The 21,903-nt window shown below is 62.1% G+C and carries 17 protein-coding genes; 11 read left to right on the forward strand and 6 right to left on the reverse strand.

Translation table 11 applies throughout. The features are described from left to right. Positions 1–16 precede the first annotated feature (16 nt). The 6 genes from ABXR19_RS00100 (at position 17) to ABXR19_RS00125 (ending at position 8,323) form a co-directional block, all read left to right on the forward strand. Positions 17–1,324, forward strand: coding sequence for a DotU family type VI secretion system protein (locus ABXR19_RS00100; protein WP_354599038.1), 1,308 nt, complete (start codon positions 17–19; stop codon positions 1,322–1,324). 15 nt (positions 1,325–1,339) lie between these two features. Further along, entirely contained in the window at positions 1,340–4,900 is a 3,561-nt protein-coding gene (gene tssM / locus ABXR19_RS00105) for a type VI secretion system membrane subunit TssM (RefSeq protein WP_354599039.1), read from the forward strand. 160 nt (positions 4,901–5,060) lie between these two features. Continuing rightward, positions 5,061–5,681 (forward strand): type VI secretion system-associated protein TagF, encoded by a 621-nt coding sequence (gene tagF, locus ABXR19_RS00110; protein ID WP_354599040.1) that lies wholly within the window; start codon positions 5,061–5,063, stop codon positions 5,679–5,681. A 34-nt stretch (positions 5,682–5,715) separates the two neighbouring features. After that, positions 5,716–7,350, forward strand: coding sequence for a serine/threonine protein kinase (locus ABXR19_RS00115; protein ID WP_354599041.1), 1,635 nt, complete (start codon positions 5,716–5,718; stop codon positions 7,348–7,350). 70 nt (positions 7,351–7,420) lie between these two features. After that, on the forward strand, positions 7,421–7,819 hold the full coding sequence (locus ABXR19_RS00120) for a hypothetical protein (RefSeq protein WP_354599042.1): 399 nt from the start codon (positions 7,421–7,423) through the stop codon (positions 7,817–7,819). Positions 7,820–7,927: 108 nt separating this feature from the next. Then, positions 7,928–8,323 carry a hypothetical protein gene (locus ABXR19_RS00125; protein ID WP_354599043.1) on the forward strand — a complete coding sequence of 132 codons (396 nt, stop codon included), beginning with the start codon at positions 7,928–7,930 and terminating at the stop codon, positions 8,321–8,323. A gap of 34 nt (positions 8,324–8,357) precedes the next feature. Here ABXR19_RS00125 and ABXR19_RS00130 read toward each other — a convergent pair whose 3' ends face one another. The 3 genes from ABXR19_RS00130 to ABXR19_RS00140 form a co-directional block, all read right to left on the reverse strand. After that, positions 8,358–9,449, reverse strand: coding sequence for an NADH:flavin oxidoreductase/NADH oxidase (locus ABXR19_RS00130; protein WP_354599044.1), 1,092 nt, complete (start codon positions 9,447–9,449; stop codon positions 8,358–8,360). An 86-nt stretch (positions 9,450–9,535) separates the two neighbouring features. Continuing rightward, positions 9,536–9,874 carry a P-II family nitrogen regulator gene (locus ABXR19_RS00135; protein ID WP_354599045.1) on the reverse strand — a complete coding sequence of 113 codons (339 nt, stop codon included), beginning with the start codon at positions 9,872–9,874 and terminating at the stop codon, positions 9,536–9,538. A gap of 45 nt (positions 9,875–9,919) precedes the next feature. Beyond that, a complete protein-coding gene (locus ABXR19_RS00140; RefSeq protein ID WP_354599046.1) occupies positions 9,920–11,539 on the reverse strand; it encodes an NAD+ synthase in 1,620 nt (539 codons plus the stop codon). A 333-nt stretch (positions 11,540–11,872) separates the two neighbouring features. Here ABXR19_RS00140 and ABXR19_RS00145 point away from each other — a divergent pair, with 333 nt between their 5' ends. From ABXR19_RS00145 to ABXR19_RS00165, 5 genes are all read left to right on the forward strand, one after another. Beyond that, positions 11,873–13,648 carry a DUF1800 domain-containing protein gene (locus ABXR19_RS00145; protein ID WP_354599047.1) on the forward strand — a complete coding sequence of 592 codons (1,776 nt, stop codon included), beginning with the start codon at positions 11,873–11,875 and terminating at the stop codon, positions 13,646–13,648. A gap of 10 nt (positions 13,649–13,658) precedes the next feature. Beyond that, the gene (locus tag ABXR19_RS00150) at positions 13,659–15,131 is read left to right on the forward strand and encodes a DUF1501 domain-containing protein (protein ID WP_354599048.1); all 1,473 of its coding nucleotides are present in this window, start codon (positions 13,659–13,661) and stop codon (positions 15,129–15,131) included. 192 nt (positions 15,132–15,323) lie between these two features. Continuing rightward, a complete protein-coding gene (locus ABXR19_RS00155) occupies positions 15,324–16,898 on the forward strand; it encodes a peptide chain release factor 3 (RefSeq protein WP_354599049.1) in 1,575 nt (524 codons plus the stop codon). Beyond that, complete coding sequence (locus ABXR19_RS00160; protein ID WP_354599050.1) at positions 16,895–17,470, forward strand: nucleotidyltransferase family protein; 576 nt, start codon at positions 16,895–16,897, stop codon at positions 17,468–17,470. The genes ABXR19_RS00155 and ABXR19_RS00160 overlap by 4 nt, the downstream gene beginning before the upstream one ends. 834 nt (positions 17,471–18,304) lie before the next feature. After that, positions 18,305–18,943 (forward strand): hypothetical protein, encoded by a 639-nt coding sequence (locus tag ABXR19_RS00165; RefSeq protein WP_354599051.1) that lies wholly within the window; start codon positions 18,305–18,307, stop codon positions 18,941–18,943. A 174-nt stretch (positions 18,944–19,117) separates the two neighbouring features. Here ABXR19_RS00165 and flgJ read toward each other — a convergent pair whose 3' ends face one another. The 3 genes from flgJ to ABXR19_RS00180 are packed head-to-tail and all read right to left on the reverse strand — an operon-like array spanning position 19,118 to position 21,896. Then, positions 19,118–20,008, reverse strand: coding sequence for a flagellar assembly peptidoglycan hydrolase FlgJ (flgJ, locus tag ABXR19_RS00170; protein ID WP_354599052.1), 891 nt, complete (start codon positions 20,006–20,008; stop codon positions 19,118–19,120). A 2-nt stretch (positions 20,009–20,010) separates the two neighbouring features. Beyond that, positions 20,011–21,159, reverse strand: a complete 1,149-nt coding sequence (locus tag ABXR19_RS00175) for a flagellar basal body P-ring protein FlgI (RefSeq protein ID WP_354599053.1) — start codon at positions 21,157–21,159, stop codon at positions 20,011–20,013. Between the two features lie 56 nt (positions 21,160–21,215). Further along, on the reverse strand, positions 21,216–21,896 hold the full coding sequence (locus ABXR19_RS00180) for a flagellar basal body L-ring protein FlgH (RefSeq protein WP_354599054.1): 681 nt from the start codon (positions 21,894–21,896) through the stop codon (positions 21,216–21,218). Positions 21,897–21,903 lie beyond the last annotated feature (7 nt).

Below are 21,903 nucleotides of genomic sequence, written 5' to 3' on the forward strand. Positions count from 1 at the left end.
GCAGGGTGTTACAGCCATGACCGATAACGATCCATTCGCCACACGCCAACAGAATTTCGTCATCCCCACGCCCGGTGCCCGCGCCGTGCCGCAGGGTGGCCAAGCCGCTGCCCAGCCAGCCGCTCCGCGCTCGAACGACAGTTTCGAACGCATCGATCTGGCCGCGCTGGACTGGAATGCCGGTCTGAATCCACTGGTCGCTGCCGCCGCGCCGTTACTGAATCTGGCACCACAACTGCGCGCGGCCCATCACCCCGATCCGGCTGGCCTGCGTGAGACACTGGCGCGCGCCATCCAGACCTTCGAGCAACGCGCCCGCGAAGCCGGCATGCTCAACGAGCATGTCATCGGCGCGCGCTATGCGCTGTGCAGCTTCCTCGACGAGACCGCCGCCAACACGCCCTGGGGCGAGAAGATCTGGGCCCAGCGCAGCCTGCTGGTGCAATTCCACAACGAAGCCTGGGGCGGCGAAAAAGCCTTCCAGCTGCTCGGCAAGCTGGCGGAACAACCGGCCCAGCACCGCAATCTGCTGGAGCTGTTCTACATCATCCTGTCCCTCGGTTTCGAAGGCCGTTTCCGCGTGCTGCAAAACGGCAAGGCCCAACTCGACGCCGTGCGCGAGCGCCTCGCGCAGGTGCTGCAACGCGAGCGCGGTGACGCACCGCGCGAACTCTCCCCCGAATGGCAGACCACTGCCCGCGCCACCAAGCCGCTGCGCGACAGCGTGCCGCTGTGGGCGCTGGGCGCGATTGCCGCGCTGATCCTGTTTGCCGCGTACATGACCGCGTCGTGGCTGCTGAATCGTCAGTCCGATCCGACTTTCTCGACCATCCTCGGCCTCAAGGTGCCGCCACCACCGCCGCCGAAGTTCGCGCCCAAGGTGCCGCCGCGTCTGCAGACCTATCTGCCCGAGGAAATCCGTCAGGGCCGCCTCGAGGTGCGTGACCTGTCCGACCGCAGCATCGTGCTGGTGCACGGCGATGGCCTGTTCGGCGCCGGCAGTGCCACCCTGTCCGACAGCTTTGCCGAACTGCTGACGCGCATTGGTGCCGCCGCGGGCAAGGTCAATGGTTCGATTCTGGTGCGCGGCCACTCCGACAACGTGCCGATCCGTAGCGCGCGCTTCCCGTCGAATTTCCATCTGTCGCAGGCCCGTGCCGAGGCCGTCGCCAGTGCATTGGCCACGCAACTGGGCAGCCGCCAGAAGATCCGGGCCGAGGGCGCTGCTGACAGCGAGCCGGTCGTACCCAATGACACGCCCGCGCACCGCGCACTGAATCGCCGCGTGGAAATCATTGTCTTCCCTGCCGCTGGCACCAACTGATCCGGAGAGCCCGCGATGAAATCCATCCTCAAGACTGTCTTCATCATCCTCGGCATCCTCGCCCTGGTCGCCGTCATCTGGTTCGTATTGCCGCTGATTGCCTTTGCCAATCACGAGCCCTTCGATCCGCCCTGGGTGCGCCTCACCCTGATCGCGCTGATGCTGCTGTTCTTCATCGGCCGCTTCGCCTGGAGCCGCTGGCGCGCCAGGCGCAACAACACCCAACTGCTCGACGGCCTGAGCAAATCCAGCGAGCCCAAGGGCATGGCTGGTCATACCCAGACCGCCAGCGAAGCGGCGATCCTGCATGAGCGCTTCCAGGAAGCCATGCGCGTGCTCAAGCAGAGCCAGGCTGCAGCAGCAGCCAAGAAAGGCGGCCTGTCGCGCTTTCTCTCGCTGGGCTCCACCCGCCATCTGTACGAACTGCCCTGGTACGTTTTCATCGGCGCGCCGGGTTCGGGCAAGACCACCGCGCTGGTCAATTCCGGCCTGCGCTTTCCGCTCGCCGAAAAACTCGGGGCGCAACAGCTCAAGGGCGTTGGCGGTACGCGTAACTGCGACTGGTGGTTCACCGATGACGCGGTGCTGATCGACACGGCCGGGCGCTACACCACGCAGGATTCCAACCAGAGCGTGGACCGCGAAGCCTGGCAGGGCTTCGTTGCCCTGTTGCGCAAGCACCGCCCGCGTCAGCCCCTGAATGGCGTACTGCTCACCGTCAGCATGGGCGATCTGCTAGCGATGAATGAAGATCAGGCCCAGCGCCATGCCGATGTGCTACGTGCCCGCGTACAGGAACTGTATAGCGACCTGAACGTGCGCCTGCCGATCTATTTGCTGGTCACCAAGTCAGATCTGATCGCCGGCTTCAACGAATACTTTGCCGATCTGGGCAAGGAAGCGCGCGACCAGGTCTGGGGCGTCACCTTCCCGCTGAACCAGAGCAGCGAAGACGCGATGAGCGACATCGCCGCCAAACTGTATGCCCTGCGCCAGCGCATCGAAGGCTTGCTGATCGGCCGTCTGCAACAGGAAACCGACCTCACCCGGCGCGGCGCCATCGCGGCCTTCGATCAACAATTCGCCATTGCCACGCGTCTGCTGGCCAGCTTTGCCGAGAAGGTTTTCGCCCCTTCCGGCTTCGAACATCCGCTGATGGTGCGCGGTGTATATCTCACCAGCGGCACCCAGGAAGGATCGCCAATTGATCGCGTGATGAGCAGTCTGGGCGGAGCCTTCGGTCTGGAGCGGCGCATCGTGCCACCAGCCAGTGGTGCAGGCAAAAGCTTCTTCATCACCCGCCTGTTGCGCGATGTGGTCTTCGCCGAACAACGCATCGGTGGCGCCAACCTGAAATGGGAACATCGCCGCAGCCTCGCGCGCTTCGCCGTGATGGGCGGCATGGCCATGCTCTCTTTGCTCCTGCTCGTCGGCTGGGGCGTCAGCACCCTGCGCAACCGCAGCTACATCAATGAAGTCGCCGCGCAGGTGCAGGCCGCACAGCCAATCGTCAATGATGCGCGCATGGCCAGTCCGGACGATCTGATCGGCATCCTGCCGGTGATCGACACCGTGCAGGGCGTGGCAAAAACCCCAACGACCGCCGACGGCGTGCCGATGGGCCTGCGTTTCGGCCTGTTCCAAGGCGACAAGCTCGATGCGGCGGCTGATCAGGCCTATCGCAGCCTGCTGCGCGATGTGCTCTACCCGCGCATCGCCAATCGCATCGAAAGCCAGTTGCGCAGTGTGGACGCCAATAATCTGGAGTTGAGCTACGAAGCCCTCAAGGCCTACCTGATGCTCTTCGACGCCGAGCATTTCGATGCCGAAGCGCTGCAAGCCTGGATCGGTTTCGACTGGGATCAGAATCTGCCCGGCAATGCCAGCCCCGAGCAACGCGCTGCACTGGCGCGCCATCTGGCCGCCCTGTTTGCCGACGGCCCGGTGATCGCACCGATTCCGCAGAACAAGGATCTGGTCGCCAATGTGCGCAACCAGTTGCTGCGCTATCCGCTGCCCGACCGCATCTTCAGCCGCCTGAAACGTCAGGGCGTGGGTGAGGATGTCGCCCCCTTCACCATCGAAAAAGCCGTCGGCCCAACTGCCGTCACCGTGTATGCCCGCAAGAGCGGCAAGGCGCTGAGCGTTGGCGTGCCCGGCCTGTTCACCTTTGATGGCTATCACAAGGCCTTCGACAAGAATGTCGCCAGCCAGACCAAGCGCCTGATTGACGAGGAGCCCTGGGTGCTGGGAATCAGCGAAGGCCAACGTCGACTCGATGACAGCGTCAAGATCGGTCAGGAAGTGCGGCGCCTGTATCTGAATGAATACGTGCGCATCTGGGACGCCTTCATCGACGACATCAGCGTCGCCAAGGCCGCCAACCTGCAGCAGAACATCCAGATCGCCCGCGTCCTGTCGGCGCCAGATTCACCGATGGCACGCCTGATGCGGGCGCTGTCGCGCGAAACCACATTGAATAAAACCAGCAATGTGGCGGTCGTCGGCAAGGCACAGGAAGCAATCTCGGAGACCAAATCGCAGCTCGGCAAGATGCTTTTCGGCAATGCCGCCGCCCCACGCGATGCGGCCCCCGGCGCCTCCATCGAAAGCATCGTGGATGATCACTTCGCCACGCTGCGTGCCAATGTCGGCGCTCCGGACGACAAGAGCGCTCCGCTCAACTCGGCGATCCAGCTGCTCGGCGATGTGTACGCCTTCCTCTCGGCCGTGGAAACCGCCCAGCGCGACAAGGTGGCGATGCCGCAATCCGATGTGCCAAACCGCGCCAAGGCCGAAAGCGCACGCATGCCCGAACCGATGCGCGGCCTGCTGCAGCAGCTCACCGCGGCCGGCACTGGCCAGGCCCTGTCGAATCTGCGCCAAACGCTCTCCGCTGATGTGAACGCGCAGATCGGCCAGTTCTGCAGCCAGGCCATCGAAGGGCGCTATCCCTTCGTGCGCAGCAGTAACCGTGATGTCACCCGCGACGACTTCGCTGCACTGTTCGGCACGAACGGCAAGATCGAGGATTTCTTCAACCGCAATCTGGCCCAGTTTGTCGACACTTCCACCAAGCCCTGGTCCTTCAAGCGCGTGCAGGAACAATCCTTGGGCGATCCGGGCAATCTGGCCCAGTTCCAGCGCGCCGCGACCATCCGTGACGTGTTCTTCCGCAGCGGCGCTGCCCTGCGTCTGGACTTCAAACCGGTGGAAATGGACCCGGCGATCACCAGCTTCACACTGGACGTGGACGGTCAGCTCATCAAATACAGCCATGGCCCGCAGCAATTGCAGAGCGTGCAATGGCCAGGCCAGCGCGGCGGCCTGTCGGCCCGCGTGCAGATCACGCCACCTGGCCCCAGCGGCGCCTCTGGCGTCACTATTGAAGGGCCCTGGGCACTGTTCCGCATCTTCGACAAGGCCAACATCGAGCCCGGCTCAGCGCCTGAAAAATTCCGCGTCACCTTCAACGTGGATGGCCGCACCGCCGTGTTTGACGTCACCACCAGCAGCGTACAGAACCCCTTCCGCCTGCGCGAACTGGCAGAGTTCCGTTGCCCGGCCGGGCTGTAAGCATGGAGACAAATTTCGCACAAAAGCCTGCCCTCCTTTTTTGTAGAGCCGACCCTTCGACGGAACTCAGGACAGGCTTCAGTCGGCCTGCCGCGCGTGGTGTGCGACTGAAGTCGCACCTACGCTGTCACGCCCAGCTCAACGCCCACCGGAGGCCCGCATGAGCGCCCCTGGCTGGTACGGCAAACTTCCTTTCCTCGGTGATTTCGCCAGCCGGCGCTTGTCGCAGAGCTTCATCCAGCCCTGGGACGCCTGGCTGCAACAAGGCGTGGCGGCCAGCCGCGCCGAGCTGGGCGAAGCCTGGCTGGACACTTTTCTGACCAGCGACATCTGGCGCTTCGTACTGGCCGCCGACTGCCTCACGCCCGAGCCCTGGGCCGGCATCCTGGTGCCCTCGGTGGATCGGGTCGGGCGCTATTTTCCGCTGACCATAGCCGCGCCTTATGCCAGCGCCAGTCGCCTCGACGAATGGTTTGCCGATCTGGAATCCGCCGCCCACGCGGGCCTGAGCGCCAGCGAAGTCGAAGCCTTCGACAGCGCCCTGCACGCTATCGCCCTGCCGGCCCCGTCGAACGGGCCTGTCATCTTCGCCCCGCTGGAGATCGGCTCCCAGCTTGGCTCACAAGCCGTGCTGGCTGCAAACGACCTGCTGGCGGGCCTGCTGGCCGGGCACTCGCTGTGGCTTGCCTGCAACGCCGAGGGCCAGCAAGCCGGCTTTGTCTGTCAGGGCATGCCCCGCCCCGATGTGTTTACACGCATGCTGGCATACACTCCCGCCTAGAGAAATTATTGAAGCCCGCCCTGGACTCAACACCGTGACTGACACCCCGAAGGACAACAACACCGTCGTACTTGGCGGCGCAGCCCAAGGCAGCACCAACCCCGCTTCCAAGGCTGGCGGCGTGCATAACGCGCTGCCCATCGGCACGCGCATGGGCGAGTTCGAAATCATCGGGCTGGTCGGTGAAGGCGGTTTCGGCATCGTCTATCTGGCGCAGGATCACTCGTTGGAACGCAAGGTCGCGCTAAAGGAATACATGCCCTCCTCGCTGGCCGCGCGCGGCGACGATGCCTCCGTGATCGTGCGCAGCGAACGCCATCAGGAAACCTTCGAGATCGGCCGGCGCAGCTTCGTGAATGAAGCCCGCCTCCTCGCCCAGTTCGATCACGCCGCACTGGTCAAGGTGTATCGCTTCTGGGAAGCCAACAGCACCGCATACATGGCCATGCCCTACTACGACGGGCAAACCCTGCGTGACAACCTGCGCGAGCGCACCAGCCCGCCCGACGAAGCCTGGCTCAAGAAGATCCTCGACCCGATCACCGAGGCGCTGGGCATCATTCACGAGCAGAACTGCTTCCACCGCGACATCGCGCCCGACAACATCATGCTGCTGCGTGACGGCCGCCCCGTGCTGCTCGATTTCGGTGCCGCCCGGCGTGTCATCAGCGACATGACCCAGGCCCTCACTGTCATCCTCAAGCCCGGCTACGCGCCCATCGAGCAATACGCCGAAATGCCCGGCATGAAGCAAGGCGCGTGGACCGACATCTATGCGCTCGCCGCCGTCTGCTATTTCAGCATCGCCAAGAAACTGCCGCCACCTTCCGTCAGCCGCATCGTGCAGGACAGCTATGAGCCCCTCGCCGAAATCGCCGCCGGCCGCTACAGCAACACCTTCCTGCGCGGCCTCGACCACTGTCTGGCCGTCAAGCCCGAGCACCGCCCGCAGACCATGGCCGAGATGCGCGATCTGATCGGCATCAACCTGCGCCCGACCGCACCGGAGGCCACTTCACCAACAGCAGCCCCGACAGCCGCACCGGACCTGGCTTTCGAGCTGGAGCAACCGAAGAGCCCCGCTGCGCCTGCCTCAGCAGCACCCCAGGCTGCGCAAGCCCGCCCTACGCCGGTCTCCAGGCCGCCTGTCGAAAAACCCGCCCCGCGCCGCGTGCCCGCCATCGATCCCGACGAACAACGCACGCCCAAAGCCGCCAGCAGCAAGGCTCCACTGTTCATCGGTCTGGGCGTCCTCGCCCTCGCCGCGGCTGGTGGTGCCGGCTGGTATGTCACCCAGCAACAAAACGCCAGCGCCCCGCAAGCCGCTAGCTCGGCGCCACAGATCAGCCCGCCGGTGATCCAGTCGCCCATAGCCCCGCCGCCGCCCGTCATCATGGCGCCGATCAGCGCCCCGGCCCCAGCCGAATCCCCGGCAAGCGCCGCCGCCAGCCAAGCCGTCGAAGCCTTGCCCGCCAAAATCGAGCCTGTCAAACCGCAGCCCGAGCCCGCCCGACTTGAGCCTATTCCGCAGCCCGCGAAGAAACCCGTCACCAAGCCTGTCGAGCCAAAACCCGCCAAGCCCATCAAGCCGGCTGGCGAATCCGGTGACAAGGCCGAGCGCGACTACATGAAGCAGCTCAACAAGGATCTGGACAATTTGTTGAAGTAAGCGCCGGCCCCCTGATCGACGCGCAGGGAATTCACAACAAAATGCTCCTGAACGCACCGGAGTCCTTCATTTGAAAAAATCAGTTCTTGAAATTTACGCCCTGGCGGTTTGCTTCGTCACCCTCGTCTGCTTTGCAGCCAGCATGGGCATCGCTCTGAAAAACACGGTCCGTCTGCTCAAACCCGACTTTACGATCACTTCAGACACCTACTTCAAGCACCAATCGAACAGCGCCTATAACGACAGCTTCATCCACCGCTGGGACCCCGAAAAACCCGCATCCACGCCGGACCCGGCGGTACTGACTGCCGAGCGGGAAGCCTCCTACGCCCGCGTCCTCGACACGGAAAAACGTGAGGGCCTGCAAACCTTGATCGACGCCCTGATCATCATCCTGATCGATATCGGGATCTTCGGTTTCCACTGGCGCCTTGCCCGTCGCGCCCAAACCTCAACGCAGATCAGCTGAATCGAAACACCAAGCGAAAGCCCGGACTGATGTGTCGGCGCTTTCACGAAGCCGAACAGGCGCAAGAATGCAGGCCATTCTGCCAATACTCACCGGACACCGTCCCGCATGGAATTTCTCTTCGAACTGATCTTTGGGTTTATCGGCGAGTTTCTGCTGCAGATCCTGCTCGAAATCCTCGCTGAATTCGGTCTGCACAGTCTGCGCGAACCCTTCCGGCGCAAGCCCCACCCGGCCGTCGCATTCATTGGCTACGGTCTGCTCGGCGCCCTCGCCGGTGGTCTCAGTCTGTGGTTGTTCCCGACACTATTCATCACCTCGCCGGACGCGCAGCTTGCCAATCTGCTGATCTCACCCGCTCTCGCCGGCCTGTCCATGGCCGCCCTCGGCGCCTGGCGCGCCAAGCGTGGCCAGACCTTGCTGCGCATGGATCGCTTCGCCTACGGCTTTTTCTTCGCCATGACAATGGCGCTGGTACGCTACAGCGGCGCTCAGGGATTCTGAAGGCAACGCAAAATCAGACCCTTACCCACTTGAATCAAGCTGACGCCCGACACGTCGATCCCGCCGGCGCAGCGCGCAGATATTGCTGCGGCCAGCTCGCGGCCAGCCCCAAAGCCTGCGCGGCGTGCACGGGCCAATAAGGATCGCGCAGGGCTTCGCGGCCGATCAGCACCAGATCGGCCTGACGCGTGCGGATGATGTGATCGGCCTGTGCCGCAGCTGTAATCAGGCCGACCGCCGCCGTCGGAATGCCCGCTTCGCGGCGCACGCGTTCGGCAAACTCAGTCTGATAGCCCGGGCCTAGGGGCATGTTGGCTACGGGCAGCATCCCGCCGGAAGAGGTGTCAATCAGATCGACGCCTTCATCACGCAGGATGCGCGACAGCGCCACGGTCTCCTCGACACTCCAGCCACCTTCGGCCCAATCGGTTGCCGACAGGCGCACGAACAAGGGCAGACGTTCCGGCCACACTGCGCGCACGGCGGCAACCACTTCACGCGTCAGACGCGTCCGATTCTCGAAGCTGCCGCCGTATTCATCGCTGCGCCGATTGGCCAGCGGCGACAGAAACTGATGCAGCAGATAGCCGTGTGCGGCATGCACCTCGACGACACGATAGCCTGCCGCCAGGGCGCGTTGCGCAGCCGCCGAAAAATCGGCGATGATTTGCTGGATGCCGGTTTCATCCAGCGCCAGAGGCGTGGCATAGCCGTCACCAAAGGCCAGTGCCGACGGCGCCACGAGTTGCCAGCCGCCCTGCTCGACCGGCATCGTGCCGACGCCAGAGCCCGGCACCCAGCTGCCGCCCTTGCGCCCGGCATGGGCCAGTTGCACGCCGGCGATCGCGCCTTGCTGGTGAATGAAACGGGTAGCGCGGGCAATCGGATCAATCTGCGCGTCGTCCCACAAACCCAGATCGCGCGGACTGATGCGGCCAATCGGCGTCACCGCCGTAGCCTCGGCGATGATCAGACCGGCGCCACCGGAGGCCCGACTGCCCAGATGTGCCAGGTGCCAGTCGGTGGCCATTCCGTTTTCAGCCGAGTAGGTACACATCGGCGGAATCGCGATGCGGTTGGGCAGCGTGATTTCACGCAGACTCAGGGGCGAAAACAGGTGGCTCATGGCAGGGCTCCGACAGTTCAACATTCAGGTTCTGCAAACAACAAAGCCCCGCACGCGGGGCTTTGTTGACATAAATCGGCGGAAAATCAGATCGCCTGTTCGTTGGTCTCGCCGGTACGAATGCGCACGACCTGCTCGACCGAGGAGACGAAAATCTTGCCGTCGCCGATCTTGCCGGTGTGGGCGGCCTTGATGATGGCTTCGACGGTCTGGTCAACGATGCTGTCGCTGACGACAACTTCCACCTTGATCTTGGGGAGAAAATCGACAACGTATTCAGCGCCACGATACAACTCTGTATGACCCTTCTGGCGGCCGAAACCTTTGACTTCGGTGACGGTCAGGCCAGTGATGCCGACTTCCGACAGGGCTTCACGGACTTCGTCGAGCTTGAACGGCTTGATGATTGCCTCGATCTTCTTCACGGGGATTCTCCGGTGTTTGTGGTGTAGTCAGGGAGTATAGCCAAATCAGTATTCATCGGCGTAGCGATTGGTAATCGGCTGGCGCCAATCCTTGCCAAAACCGCGCTGGGTAACGCGAATGCCAATCGGCGACTGACGCCGCTTGTACTCATTGCGCTTGATCATGCCGACCACGCGACGCACGTCGTACTCGGTGTAGCCACGCGCGATGATTTCGCGCGGACTCTCGTTGCGCTCCATGTAGGCTTCGATGATCGCATCCAGCACCTCGTAGGGCGGCAGCGAATCCTGATCCTTCTGGTCCGGTTTGAGTTCAGCCGAGGGCGCGCGCGTCAGGATGTTTTCCGGAATGATGTACGAAATGCCGTTGCGATAGACACACAGGCGATAGACGAAAGTCTTGAGGATGTCCTTGATCACCGCGAAGCCGCCGGCCATGTCGCCGTACAGCGTGGCGTAGCCGACCGCCATTTCGCTCTTGTTGCCAGTGGTCAGGACGATACTGCCAAACTTGTTGGACAGCGCCATCAAGCTCATACCGCGGATACGGGCCTGCAGGTTCTCCTCAGTGGTGTCAGCCGCGCGGCCTTCAAACAGCGGCGTCAGCATGGCTTCGAAAATCTGCATCGCCGGCTGGATCGCCAATTCGTCGTAACGCACGCCGAGCAGGCGCACCATTTCGCGTGAATCATCCAGACTCATCTGCGCTGTGTAAGGCGAAGGCATCATCACCGCTCGCACCTTGTCGGCGCCCAGAGCATCCACGGCAATCGCCAGGGTCAGGGCCGAATCCACACCGCCAGAGAGACCCAGCAGCGCGGCGGGGAAGCCGTTCTTGCCGATGTAATCGCGCACACCCAAGGTCAACGCTGCGTAAACTTCCGCCTCGACACTGCCACGCGCGACCTTCACAGCACTCTGGAAATGCCCGTCGGCGTACTCGACAATATCCACCCGTTCTTCAAAGGCCGGCGCCTGATAACTCAAAACGCCATCCGCATCCAGGGCGAATGAGCCACCATCAAAAACCAGCTCGTCCTGCCCGCCGACCAGATTACAGTACAGCATGCCCATGCCGGTGTCCCGCACCCGCTCGCGCAGCACATCCAGACGCAGATCGTGCTTGTCCATATGGAAGGGTGAGGCGTTGAGTACCAGCAGGACTTCAGCCCCGGCAGCACGTGCGCCCTCTGCGGTACCCGACTCCCACACGTCGGCGCAGATATTGATACCCACTGCCACGCCCTGCACATCGACCACGCAAGCCTCTTCGCCGGAAGCGAAATAGCGCACTTCGTCGAACACTTCGTAATTGGGCAGGCGCAGCTTGCGGTAGGTGGCAAACACCTTGCCGTCGCGCAGCAAGGACGCCGCGTTGTAACGCAAATCGGCCTCTGCCAGCGGATGGCCAACCAGTACATCGATGCCGAGGCAACTCTCGGCTAACGCCTGCAGTTCATTTTCGCAGGCGCGGAAGAAGTCCGCGCGCAGCAGCAGGTCTTCCGGCGGATAGCCACACAAGGCGAGCTCCGGCGTAATCATCAGATGAGCACCGGCGCTGCGCGCGTCTGCCGCGGCCAGACGAATTTTGCCGGCGTTCCCGGCAAGGTCACCCACGCTGCTGTTGAGCTGGGCGACGGCGATTTTGAGAGAGGCTGAGTTCATGGGGCGAAACTATACCGTTTAACGCCAAAAGCCGGGCGCCACGACCCGACCAAGCGGCTTATGAAAGAAGTTTTATCGCCACCCCGAAGAGCCGCTACCAGCGGACTTCTTCAGACAGACCTATTCTCGAAGAGGCTTAGCAGATGAGGCTCTTCAAGCATCACTCCGTTTTTCCACAAAATCCGGGTACAAAACCATGATTTTTAAGTGGTTTTTGTGCTCTGCGAAACTTCCCCGGCCATCGACCCAAACACTCCATCAATCTGTGAAATATTTCACATTTTTATCAAATTTATAAACTGCCAGCTCGCTGTACCCGAACAGAGAGCAATCATGAAAACAAGAATTTACGGACTGGGCTTGCTGACCCTGAGCCTGCTGGCCCTGGCTGCTTGTGGCGGCGGAGGCGGTGGAAGCGGCGGCGAAGGCAGCACCACTGTGCAGGGTTGCAGTTACGCGACCGGCAGCGAACCCGTCATCACCACCACGGGCACCCATCCGACCAACGCAGCCGCCGTGCGTTTTCTGGCGCAAGCCAGTTTTGGCGCCAGCGAGGCCTCGCTCCAGGCGCTGACCGCGGGCTCCTACGAGAGCTGGCTGAGCGCCCAATTCGCTTTGCCACAGCAACTGCACCTGGCCTGCGTGAATCAGGAGGCGGCCGCCCTGGCTGCGGTCGGCAAAACGCTCAATCACACGCATTTCCTGCAAAGCTGGTGGGGCCAGGCATTGAGCCGCAACGACCAGTTGCGCCAGCGCGTGGCCTTCGCCCTGTCGCAGATCCTCGTCGTGTCTTTCGATGGCAGCCTGAGCGATAACGTGGCAGGCGTGGCGGCTTACTACGACGTGCTGGGCAAACACGCCTTCGGCAATTACCGCGATCTGATGGAGGAAGTTTCGCTGCACCCGGCCATGGGCGTATATCTCTCGCACCTGCGCAACCAGAAGGAAGATGGCAAGGGCCGCGTACCGGACGAGAACTATGCACGCGAAGTCATGCAGCTGTTCTCCATCGGCCTGTACGAACTCAACGCGGATGGCTCGGTCAAGAGCAGCGGCGGCAAGCCGCTGGAAACCTATACCAATGACGATGTCTCGGGACTCGCGCGGGTCTTTACGGGCTACAGCTGGGGCGGGCCGGATACCAGCGATTCGCGCTTTTTTGATTCCAGCTCGGTGCGCGCGGCCAACAGCCGCGTGATCCCGATGCAGGGATACGCGAAATATCATTCCGTTGCCGAAAAGAAATTCCTCACGGCAATGATTGCGGCACAAGGCTCGGCCGACAAAGCGAGCATGGGCGCCGATCTGAAAACCGCGCTGGACACCCTGTTCAGTCACCCGAATCTGCCACCTTTCATCAGCAAGCAGATGATCCAGCGTCTGGTCACCAGCAATCCCTCACCCGCCTATGTCACCCGCGTTGCCAGCGCCTTCAGCAGCGGCACTGCATATGGATTCGGCAGCGGAAAACGGGGCGATATGAAGGCACTGGTGGCGGCGATCCTGCTCGACGCCGAGGCCCGCCCGGCCAGCCCCGGCACGGGCAGCGGCAAACTGCGCGAACCCGTGCTGCGTCTGGCCAACTGGGCCCGCGCTTTCGGCGCGACATCGCAGTCGGGCTCTTACCGGGTCGGCAACACGGACAGCGCGAGCAGTTCGCTGGGGCAAACGCCGATGCGCTCGCCCTCGGTCTTCAATTTCTACCGCCCCGGTTACATCCCGGCCGGCACGCGTCTGGCCACGGCCAGCCTGGTCGCGCCGGAGATGCAGATCACGCATGAAACCACCGTCGCCGGCTATCTGAACTTCATGCAGAGCACCGTGCAATACGGCGTCGGCACTTCGACCAACGGCGTGCGCGATGTGATCGCGGCCTACGAGAAGGAACTGGCGCTGGCCGCCAGTGCCGATCAGCTGCTCGACCGCGTCAACCTGATGCTGATGGCAGGGGGCATGAAAGCCTCGACGCGCACCGCGATCAAGGCCGCAATCGATGCGGTCCCGATCTCCAGCACCAATGCTACGGCCGCCGACACGGCGCGCCGCCAACGCGTCTATCTGGCCGTATTTCTGGCCATGGCCGCGCCTGAATACCTCGTGCAGAAGTGAGAGGAACACCGTGAATCAATCATCCCCGCTCGCCCGTCGCGAATTCCTCAAGCGCATGGCGGCGCTGTCCACACTGGGCAGCGCCGCGCCACTGGCCCTCAACCTGGCCGGCATCGGTGCCGCCAGCGCGCAGGTCGCCAACGATTACCGCGCCATCGTGTGCCTGTTCATGTTCGGCGGCAACGATCATTTCAACATGCTCATGCCCTACGATCTGGCCGCCCACACCGATTACGCCGCCGCCCGTGGCGGCCTGCAAAGTGCCGGCGGGCTGGCCTATACGCGCGATGCGCTGACGGCCACCCGCTTTTCGCCACTGACCGCACAAGCCAATGGCAGCGAATTCGCCTTCTGCCCCAGCATGGCCGCCTTGCACGGGCTGTATCAGGACAAGCATCTGGCGGTGCTCGGCAACATCGGCCCGCTGGTCACGCCGACCAATCGCGACCAGTACCGCGCCGCCAGCGTGCCGCTGCCACCCAAGCTGTTTTCGCACAACGATCAGCAATCAGTCTGGCAGGCCTACGCCTCGGAAGGCGTCAAGCAGGGCTGGGGCGGGCGCATGGGCGATCTGCTCGCCAGTCAGAACAGCAGCAGTGTATTCACCGCCATTTCTGCCGCGGGCAATGCCGTCTTCCTGACCGGCAACAGCATCCGCCAGTATCAGATCAGCACGCGTGGCGCCACCAAGGTCTCCGCGCTGGGCACGCGTCCCTTCGGCATTCCGTCCTCGGCGGGGCCGGCAGCCATCGACGCCCTGCAACAAATCATCACCGACTCGGGCAACACCAGCACCTCGCTGCTCGAACTGGATCATGCCGATGTCGTCAAACGCTCCATCGGCGCGGCCGAGATTGTCACCACCGCGCTGGATGGCGTACCGACCACGAGCGCTGGTATCGCCCTGCCCGCCGAGATTGCCGGCAGCGGCCTGGCGCAGCAGCTGCAAGTCGTCGCCCGGCTGATTGCCGCACGCGGCAGCACCGGCACCCGGCGCCAGGTGTTCTTTGTCAGCATCGGCGGTTTCGATACACACGACAACCAGATCACCACCCTGCAGGATGACGCCAGCGCAGGGCGCATCGGCTTGCACGGCACGGTGGCGCGCGCTATCGACTACTTCTACAAGGCCACGGCCAGCCTGGGCGTGCAGAACAATGTGACGCTATTCACCGCCTCGGATTTCGGCCGCACCCTGACCTCCAACGGTGATGGCTCGGACCACGGCTGGGGCGCACATCACGTCGTGGTTGGCGGCGCGGTGAAGGGCGGCGACATCTACGGCACGATGCCGCTCACCCGTCTGCACACAACCACCGCCGCCAACCCGCAGGATTCCGGCTCCGGGCGGCTGATTCCGACCACGCCCATCGACCAGCTCGCCGCCACGCTGGGCGCCTGGTTCGGCGTGTCCGCGGGCGACTATCCGCTGATCGCGCCAAACCTCGGTAACTTCTCGCCGAGTCTGGGATTCATGGGCTGAAGCTGTCTCTGACACCCGCCCGGAAAGCCGCTCCGGACGGGCCTCTTCAGACACATTGCCCGCACAAGTCCGTCCCGCGCCCCTCTACAGGCAGGCAAGCCACACAGGCCCGCCCCGTGCGGCTTGTCGCATTGCCTCAACGCAGGGCGCCTCACTCTGTATAATCCGCGCCTTCTCCGGAAGCCGCACACCATGACCGATCTGAAGCACGAACTCGCCCGCCGCCGCACTTTTGCGATCATTTCCCACCCTGACGCGGGTAAAACCACGCTGACCGAAAAACTGCTGTGGTTCGGTGGCGCGATCCAGGTTGCCGGTGAAGTGCGCGCACGCAAAGCTTCGCGGCATGCCACGTCGGACTGGATGGAACTGGAAAAGCAGCGCGGCATTTCGGTCACCTCCTCGGTGATGCAGTTCCCGTATCGCGACGCCATCATCAATCTGCTCGACACGCCGGGCCACGAAGACTTCTCGGAAGACACCTACCGCACCCTGACCGCCGTGGATTCCGCCGTCATGGTGATCGACTCGGTGAATGGCGTGGAAGCGCAGACGATCAAGCTGCTCAGCGTATGCCGTCTGCGCGACACGCCGATCCTGACCTTCATCAACAAGCTCGACCGCGAAGGCCGCGAGCCCATCGAACTGCTCGACGAAATCGAATCCGTGCTGGGCATGCAGTGCGCGCCAATGACCTGGCCCATTGGCATGGGCAAGCGTTTCCGCGGCGTGTATGACCTGTACACCGACAAGATTTCCTTCTTCGATCCGCACGCCGACAAAGGCACCTCGGAAGTCATTCAGGGCCTCGACAATCCGCGTCTGGACGAAGTCATCGGCGATCAGGCCGCAGAGCTGCGCATCGAAGTGGATCTGGTGCGCGGCGCCTCGCACACCTTCGATCAGGCCGCCTATCTGGCGGGCAAACAGACGCCGGTGTTCTTCGGTTCCGGCGTGAATAATTTCGGTGTGCAATCGGTGCTGGATGCGATTGTTGACCTGTCGCCACGCCCGCTGGCACGCCCCGCCGAAAGCCGCGAAGTCGCGCCGGACGAGCCGAAGTTCTCCGGCTTCGTCTTCAAGATCCAGGCCAATATGGACCCGAAACACCGCGACCGCATCGCCTTCCTGCGCGTGTGCTCCGGCCGTTTCGAGCGCGGCATGAAGATCAAGCAGGTCTCGCAGGGCAAGACCATGGCGATCAACAACGCCATCACCTTCATGGCGCAGGACCGCAATACCACCGACGAAGCCTATTCAGGTGACATCATCGGCATCCCGAACCACGGAACCATCCGTCTGGGTGACACCTTCACCGAAGGCGAAGACCTGAAATTCACCGGCATTCCCTCCTTCGCCCCGGACCTGTTCCGCCGCGCGCAGATCAAGAATCCGATGAAGATGAAGCAGCTGCAGAAAGGCCTGCAACAGCTCGCCGAAGAAGGCCAGACCCAGCTGTTCAAGCCGCTCGCTTCCAACGACCTGATCCTCGGCGCCGTCGGCGTGCTGCAGTTCGAAGTCGTCGCCCACCGCCTGGAACACGAATACGGCGTGGAATGCGTCTTCGAAGGCTGCACCTGGGCCACCGCCCGCTGGCTGCGCGGCAAGGACGAAGACATCCGCGCCCTGCTCGACCGCGCCCCCGCCAACATGGCGCAGGACGGCGCTGGCGATTACGTGTATCTGGCTCCGAACCGGGTGAATCTGCAGATGGCGCAGGAGCGCCACCCCAACGTCCAGTTCCTTGAGACACGCGAGATTTATTGAGCTTTCTGGCTGCCGCGCAGGATCGCTTTCGCCAGGATGTGCTGAGCAACCGGCACAACCTTGCGATCCTTGAGCGCTGGCCTGCGCTGGCGCTCCCTGATGCCTGGCTCGTGGCAGGCTGCCTGTTCCAGACGGTCTGGAATCTGCAAAGTGGCCGCGCGCCCGAAGCCGACATCAAGGACTACGACCTTTTTTATTTCGATCCGCTCGACACCAGCGAAGCGGCGGAGCGCAAGGTTCAGGCGCGCATCGAAGAAGTCTTCGCCGATCTGGATATCAAGGTCGAGGCCTGCAATCAGGCACGCGTGCATCTCTGGTACGAGCGCCATTTCGGCCATCCGCGCAGCCCGCTGCTCAGTGCGCGTGAAGGCATCGATCGCTTCCTGATGCCCGCCACCTGCGTAGGCATCCGCCCAAGCGAGATTTACGCCCCGCATGGCTTTGAGCTTCTCTACGCTGGCCGATTGACGATGAATCCGCTGACGCCTTACCGGGATTTGTTCGAGCGCAAAGCCGCGTCATACGCTGCACGCTGGCCCTGGTTGCGCGTCGAGACGGGACTTCACCCGTAGGCGTAGGTGCGACTTCAGTCGCACAAGGAACGCTGGCGTGCGACTGAAGTCGCACCTACGTGTCGCCCGCAGAGCCGCGCCCCGCTTGCCTGTGCACGCCCCCCCTGCCTGCACAGGTCCGACAGGCGCGGCTCTTCAGGCAAGGCCATTCAGAAACGTAGGGCGTCAATGCAGCGCAGCGAATTGCGCCGCATGGAAAATCTTCAATCGCCCGCGACAGGTAAATGCTTTCCCAAAACCTACCCATCACGAGACTCCCGATGCGGCGATCATTCGACATTCAGTCGGCATTGAACAAGGATTCATGCGGCGCAATTCGCCTTGCTCATTGACGCCCTACGCGTCGTGCCGGATTATGCGGCTTGCCGGTTTCGACCCCGCAGGGGCGCTAGCGGAGAAGTGAGGTTTTTCACGACTCTGTTAATGCTGTATGAAAATACGGCATCGTTCCGGAAACGCAACCCGATATTTCGAATAGCGAGAGGTGCTCCCATGAGATCAGGTAAAACAGGTTCCGCGATAGCAAAAAAGGCTTCAGCTGTCCTAAAGAACAGCAAATCAAGCTCAACTACGAAGTCTTTGGCTGGCAGTGCTCTTTCTCAGAGCAGTACTGTGAAAACGACATCCACACGCGAAGCTAGAGCCGCAGCAAAGGTATTGGCAAACCCAACTTCGCCCAAATCGGCCAAGTCCTTGGCGGCTAGCGTTTTATCCCAGAAGAAGTCGCCATTTCCAGTAAAAACCTATCGAGTAGCCGGGAGCAGCCTTACGCAAAAAGAAAGCGCGGCGATTGTCCACAAGGTGGTTTCTAAGAAGAGCAAGTAGGGAACATCCATGGCTCGCATCTCATCCGCTCAGAAAGACTCTGTCTTCATTAACTGCCCGTTCAGTGATGACTACAAGGAACTCTTTCATTGCATTATCTTTTGCGTTTTGGCTTGTGGGTTCCGCCCGAGAAGCGCACTTGAAGCTGGCGACGCTGGAGACATTCGCCTCGAAAAGATCGTCAGACTTATCAAAGAGTCTCACTACAGCATTCATGACTTGTCTGCAGTCGAGCTAGACAAAGTAAATAACCTACCTAGGTTTAACATGCCTTTCGAGCTAGGTCTCGTTATAGGCTGCAAAAAGGTTGCGGGCGATAAATATGCAAATCGTCCAATCCTTGTGATGGAGCATAATGCCTACACATCGCAGAAGTGCCTGTCAGACATCGCAGGCCAAGATTTGCAGGCCCATCAAGGTTCGGCCAAGCGCGTTACACGCATTGTCCGCACTTGGCTACTTCTGCAGTCTAATCGCACAGACATTCCTGGACATGTTCGTGTCCAGCGGGCATTCGAACAGTTTTATGAAGTGCTCCCTGAGTTGTGCGATGCCGCCGGACTAGACTCAGACGAAGTTAGCTATCCGGATTTCGTGTATTTGACCCAACAATGGCTTGTCGAGCAGAACGCGGCGAGCGCCACCTAACCCTTCGCGGCTTGGCCGCTACGGCGACCCCTCAGAAGTTACAGAAACCCCGTTTTCATCAACAATTCAGCTATGAAAAATGGCGCATCCATCCAGATGCGCCATTTTTTCATTCCAAGCTTCGGTGCAATTCGCTTCGCTCATTGACACCCTACGAATGCCCCGCGCGGCGCTTCAGCGTGCCGAGGCCAGCATGCCTTGCCTTAGGGTGTTGCCGTTGATGACGCGGGTGAGCTTATCGGCATAGGCCGGATCGGTGGCGTAGCCGCCCTTTTGCAGCGCGCGGGAGAAGCCTTCGGCATCGGTCTGGCCGCGCACGGCGGCGTAGCGCGGGGCCTGGCCAACGAGGCTGGCGTAATCCTGAAAGGATTCGGCATAGGAGCCGTAGGCGCGGAAACGTGCCTTGCGCGTCACGGCCTGACCGTTTTCATATTCGGTGGTGCTGGCTTCGACGACAGCGCCTTTCCAGTCTTTGCCAGCCTTGATGTTGAAGAGGTTGTGGCTGGAGCTGCCATCGGCGCGCGTGATTACTGATTTTCCCCAGCCGGTTTCCAGCGCAGCCTGGGCGACGAGGAAGTGCGCGGGCACGCCGAGGCTGCTGGCGGCCTGTTGGGCCTGCGGCCAGACCTGCTCGACAAAGCCCTGCGCGTTGTTACTGTAAGGCACGCCCAGCGGCGCGGCGGCGGCTTGCGGAGCGGCGATGGCCTGTTCCAGCGTGCCGGCTGGCGGGCCTTTCAGGTCGTAGGTGGGCGGGCGCAGACTGGCGCTGCCGTCGAGCTGGCGTTCGATGAATTTGGCCAGGCCAACACCCCCACGCTGGGCCATCACGGCGGTGAGTTGCTGATCGTGCAGGCCTTGGTAGAAGCGCGTGGAATCGCTGTTGAACATGTCGTCGCTGGCCATCGACGAGGTGGCTTCGCGCATGCTTTTCATCACGGTCTGCAGGAACATGGCTTCGAACTGCTGGGCGACGAGCTTGTTGGATTCGGGCGACTTGGTCTTGGCCGCCAGCTTCAGGCCGCTCAGGCTGTTCGGATCGAGGCTGTTGATCTGCGCGTATTGCATGGTCAGATCACCTCCAGCTCGGCCCGCAAAGCGCCTGCAGCTTTCATGGCTTGCAGAATGTTGATCAGATCCAGCGGCGTGGCGCCCACGGCGTTCAGCGCCTTGACGACTTCGGTAAGGGTGACGCCGGGCTTGAAGCGCATCAGGCTGGCCTGATCCTGCTTGATATCGACCTGGCCTGCCTGGGCCACTACGGTCTGCCCGGCGGCAAGCGGATTGGGCTGGCTGACCTGGGTTTCGTTATTCACGGTGACGGTCATGTTGCCGTGAGCAATGGCGCATTCGAGCAGCGAGACGTTCTGGTTCATCACCACCGAACCGGTACGCGAATTGACGGTGACGCGCGCAGCCGCGTTGGCCGGCGTGACTTCGAGACCTTCAACGCGACCGAGGAAGGCGATGCGCTCGTAAGGCACCTGCGGCGCGCGCACCTGAATGCGGCGCCCGTCCAGCGGCCAGGCAATCGTCTCGCCCATGCCGATGTTGATGGCATCGGCCAGGCGCTGGGCAGTACTGAAATCGGCGGTGGCAAGTTCGTAAACGATGAAATCCTGCGTGCCGACTGCGGTGGGCACGGCACGTTCCACGGTGGCGCCACCGGGAATGCGGCCGGCGGTGAGCTGATTGATCGTGGTCTTGGCGCCGCCACCGGCCTGCCCGCCCGCGCCGCCAACGATCAGGTTGCCCTGCGCAATCGCATAGATCTGACCATCCGCACCCTTGAGCGGCGTCATCAGCAGCGTGCCGCCCTTGATGCTCTTGGCGTTGGCCATCGAGGAAACAGTGATGTCGAATTGCTGGCCGGGCTGAGCGAACGGCGGCATCTGCATGGTGACCATCACAGCCGCCACATTCTTGAGCTGCAAGGTGGTGCCAGGCGGAATCGTCACGCCCAGATTACCGAGCATGTTGATCAGGCTCTGCGTGGTGAACGGTGCTTGCGAGGTCTGATCGCCCGTGCCATCCAGGCCAACGACGATGCCATAACCGACGAGCTGGTTGTTGCGTACACCGGAGACGGTCGCCAGATCCTTGATGCGTTCGGCGTGTGCGACAGTAAGGAATGAAACGCTAGGGGCAAGGACACCAAACGCCGCCAGCGCGATTACTACGCGACGCACTGTAAGAAAAAACACATTGAACGTTTTCATGTCTGCACCTGCGAGATTTTGCGACTTGCGACTTGCGACTTGCGACTTGCGATTTTTCAGAACGGCAGAATGTTCAGAAACGCGCGCTGCATCCAGCCCATGGTCTGGGCTTCGTCGATATAGCCGCTGCCCTTGAATTCGACCCGCGCATCGGCCACCTGCGTGGATTGCACGGTGTTCGAGGTGGTGACGTAGGTCGGATTCACGACGCCGGAAAAACGGATGAATTCCTGGCCTTGATTGATGGCGACCTGTTTCTCGCCGGACACCAGCAGATTGCCGTTGGAATACACATCGATCACGGTGACCGTCACTGTGCCGGTGAATACGTTATTGGCTGCCGCCGCCCCTTTGCCGGAAAAGGTTTGCGTGTCATCTGCTGCAGCGCCGATCTTATTGAGCCCGATACTCTTGCCAGGCAAGCCGGAGATAACCGGCATACCGACATCGACCGTGGCAGCGCGATTGGCCGAGGCATTGGAGGATTTGCTGGCGGTGTTTTTCTCAACCAGATTGATGGTGAGCGTGTCGCCCACATAACGCGCACGCCGATCCTCGAAAAGGGAGCGCGAGGTAGTGCTATAGATCGAACCGGTGGCCTGAGCGGGCGCCGCTGCCGGAACAGGACGGGCGCTCATCGGCTGATGCACGTTGGTGGTCTGCTGCAACAGACTGCAGCCCGACAACAAGGCCAGTGCGGCGAAGATGGCAAGAAGGCGGTCAGATGCGGCAGGCATGATCAAT

It is taken from the genome of Uliginosibacterium flavum (genome assembly GCF_040566545.1).
In the GTDB taxonomy this organism is placed as follows: Bacteria; Pseudomonadota; Gammaproteobacteria; order Burkholderiales; family Rhodocyclaceae; genus Uliginosibacterium; species Uliginosibacterium flavum.

Coding starts and splice junctions, on each gene's coding strand:
- ABXR19_RS00130 (WP_354599044.1), bottom strand. CDS start 9,449: ATGAGCCACCTGTTTTCGCCCCTGAGTCTGCGTGAAATCACGCTGCCC.
- tagF (WP_354599040.1), top strand. CDS start 5,061: ATGAGCGCCCCTGGCTGGTACGGCAAACTTCCTTTCCTCGGTGATTTC.
- ABXR19_RS00125 (WP_354599043.1), top strand. CDS start 7,928: ATGGAATTTCTCTTCGAACTGATCTTTGGGTTTATCGGCGAGTTTCTG.
- ABXR19_RS00140 (WP_354599046.1), bottom strand. CDS start 11,539: ATGAACTCAGCCTCTCTCAAAATCGCCGTCGCCCAGCTCAACAGCAGC.
- ABXR19_RS00145 (WP_354599047.1), top strand. CDS start 11,873: ATGAAAACAAGAATTTACGGACTGGGCTTGCTGACCCTGAGCCTGCTG.
- ABXR19_RS00165 (WP_354599051.1), top strand. CDS start 18,305: ATGGCTCGCATCTCATCCGCTCAGAAAGACTCTGTCTTCATTAACTGC.
- tssM (WP_354599039.1), top strand. CDS start 1,340: ATGAAATCCATCCTCAAGACTGTCTTCATCATCCTCGGCATCCTCGCC.
- ABXR19_RS00155 (WP_354599049.1), top strand. CDS start 15,324: ATGACCGATCTGAAGCACGAACTCGCCCGCCGCCGCACTTTTGCGATC.
- flgJ (WP_354599052.1), bottom strand. CDS start 20,008: ATGCAATACGCGCAGATCAACAGCCTCGATCCGAACAGCCTGAGCGGC.
- ABXR19_RS00180 (WP_354599054.1), bottom strand. CDS start 21,896: ATGCCTGCCGCATCTGACCGCCTTCTTGCCATCTTCGCCGCACTGGCC.
- ABXR19_RS00100 (WP_354599038.1), top strand. CDS start 17: ATGACCGATAACGATCCATTCGCCACACGCCAACAGAATTTCGTCATC.
- ABXR19_RS00175 (WP_354599053.1), bottom strand. CDS start 21,159: ATGAAAACGTTCAATGTGTTTTTTCTTACAGTGCGTCGCGTAGTAATC.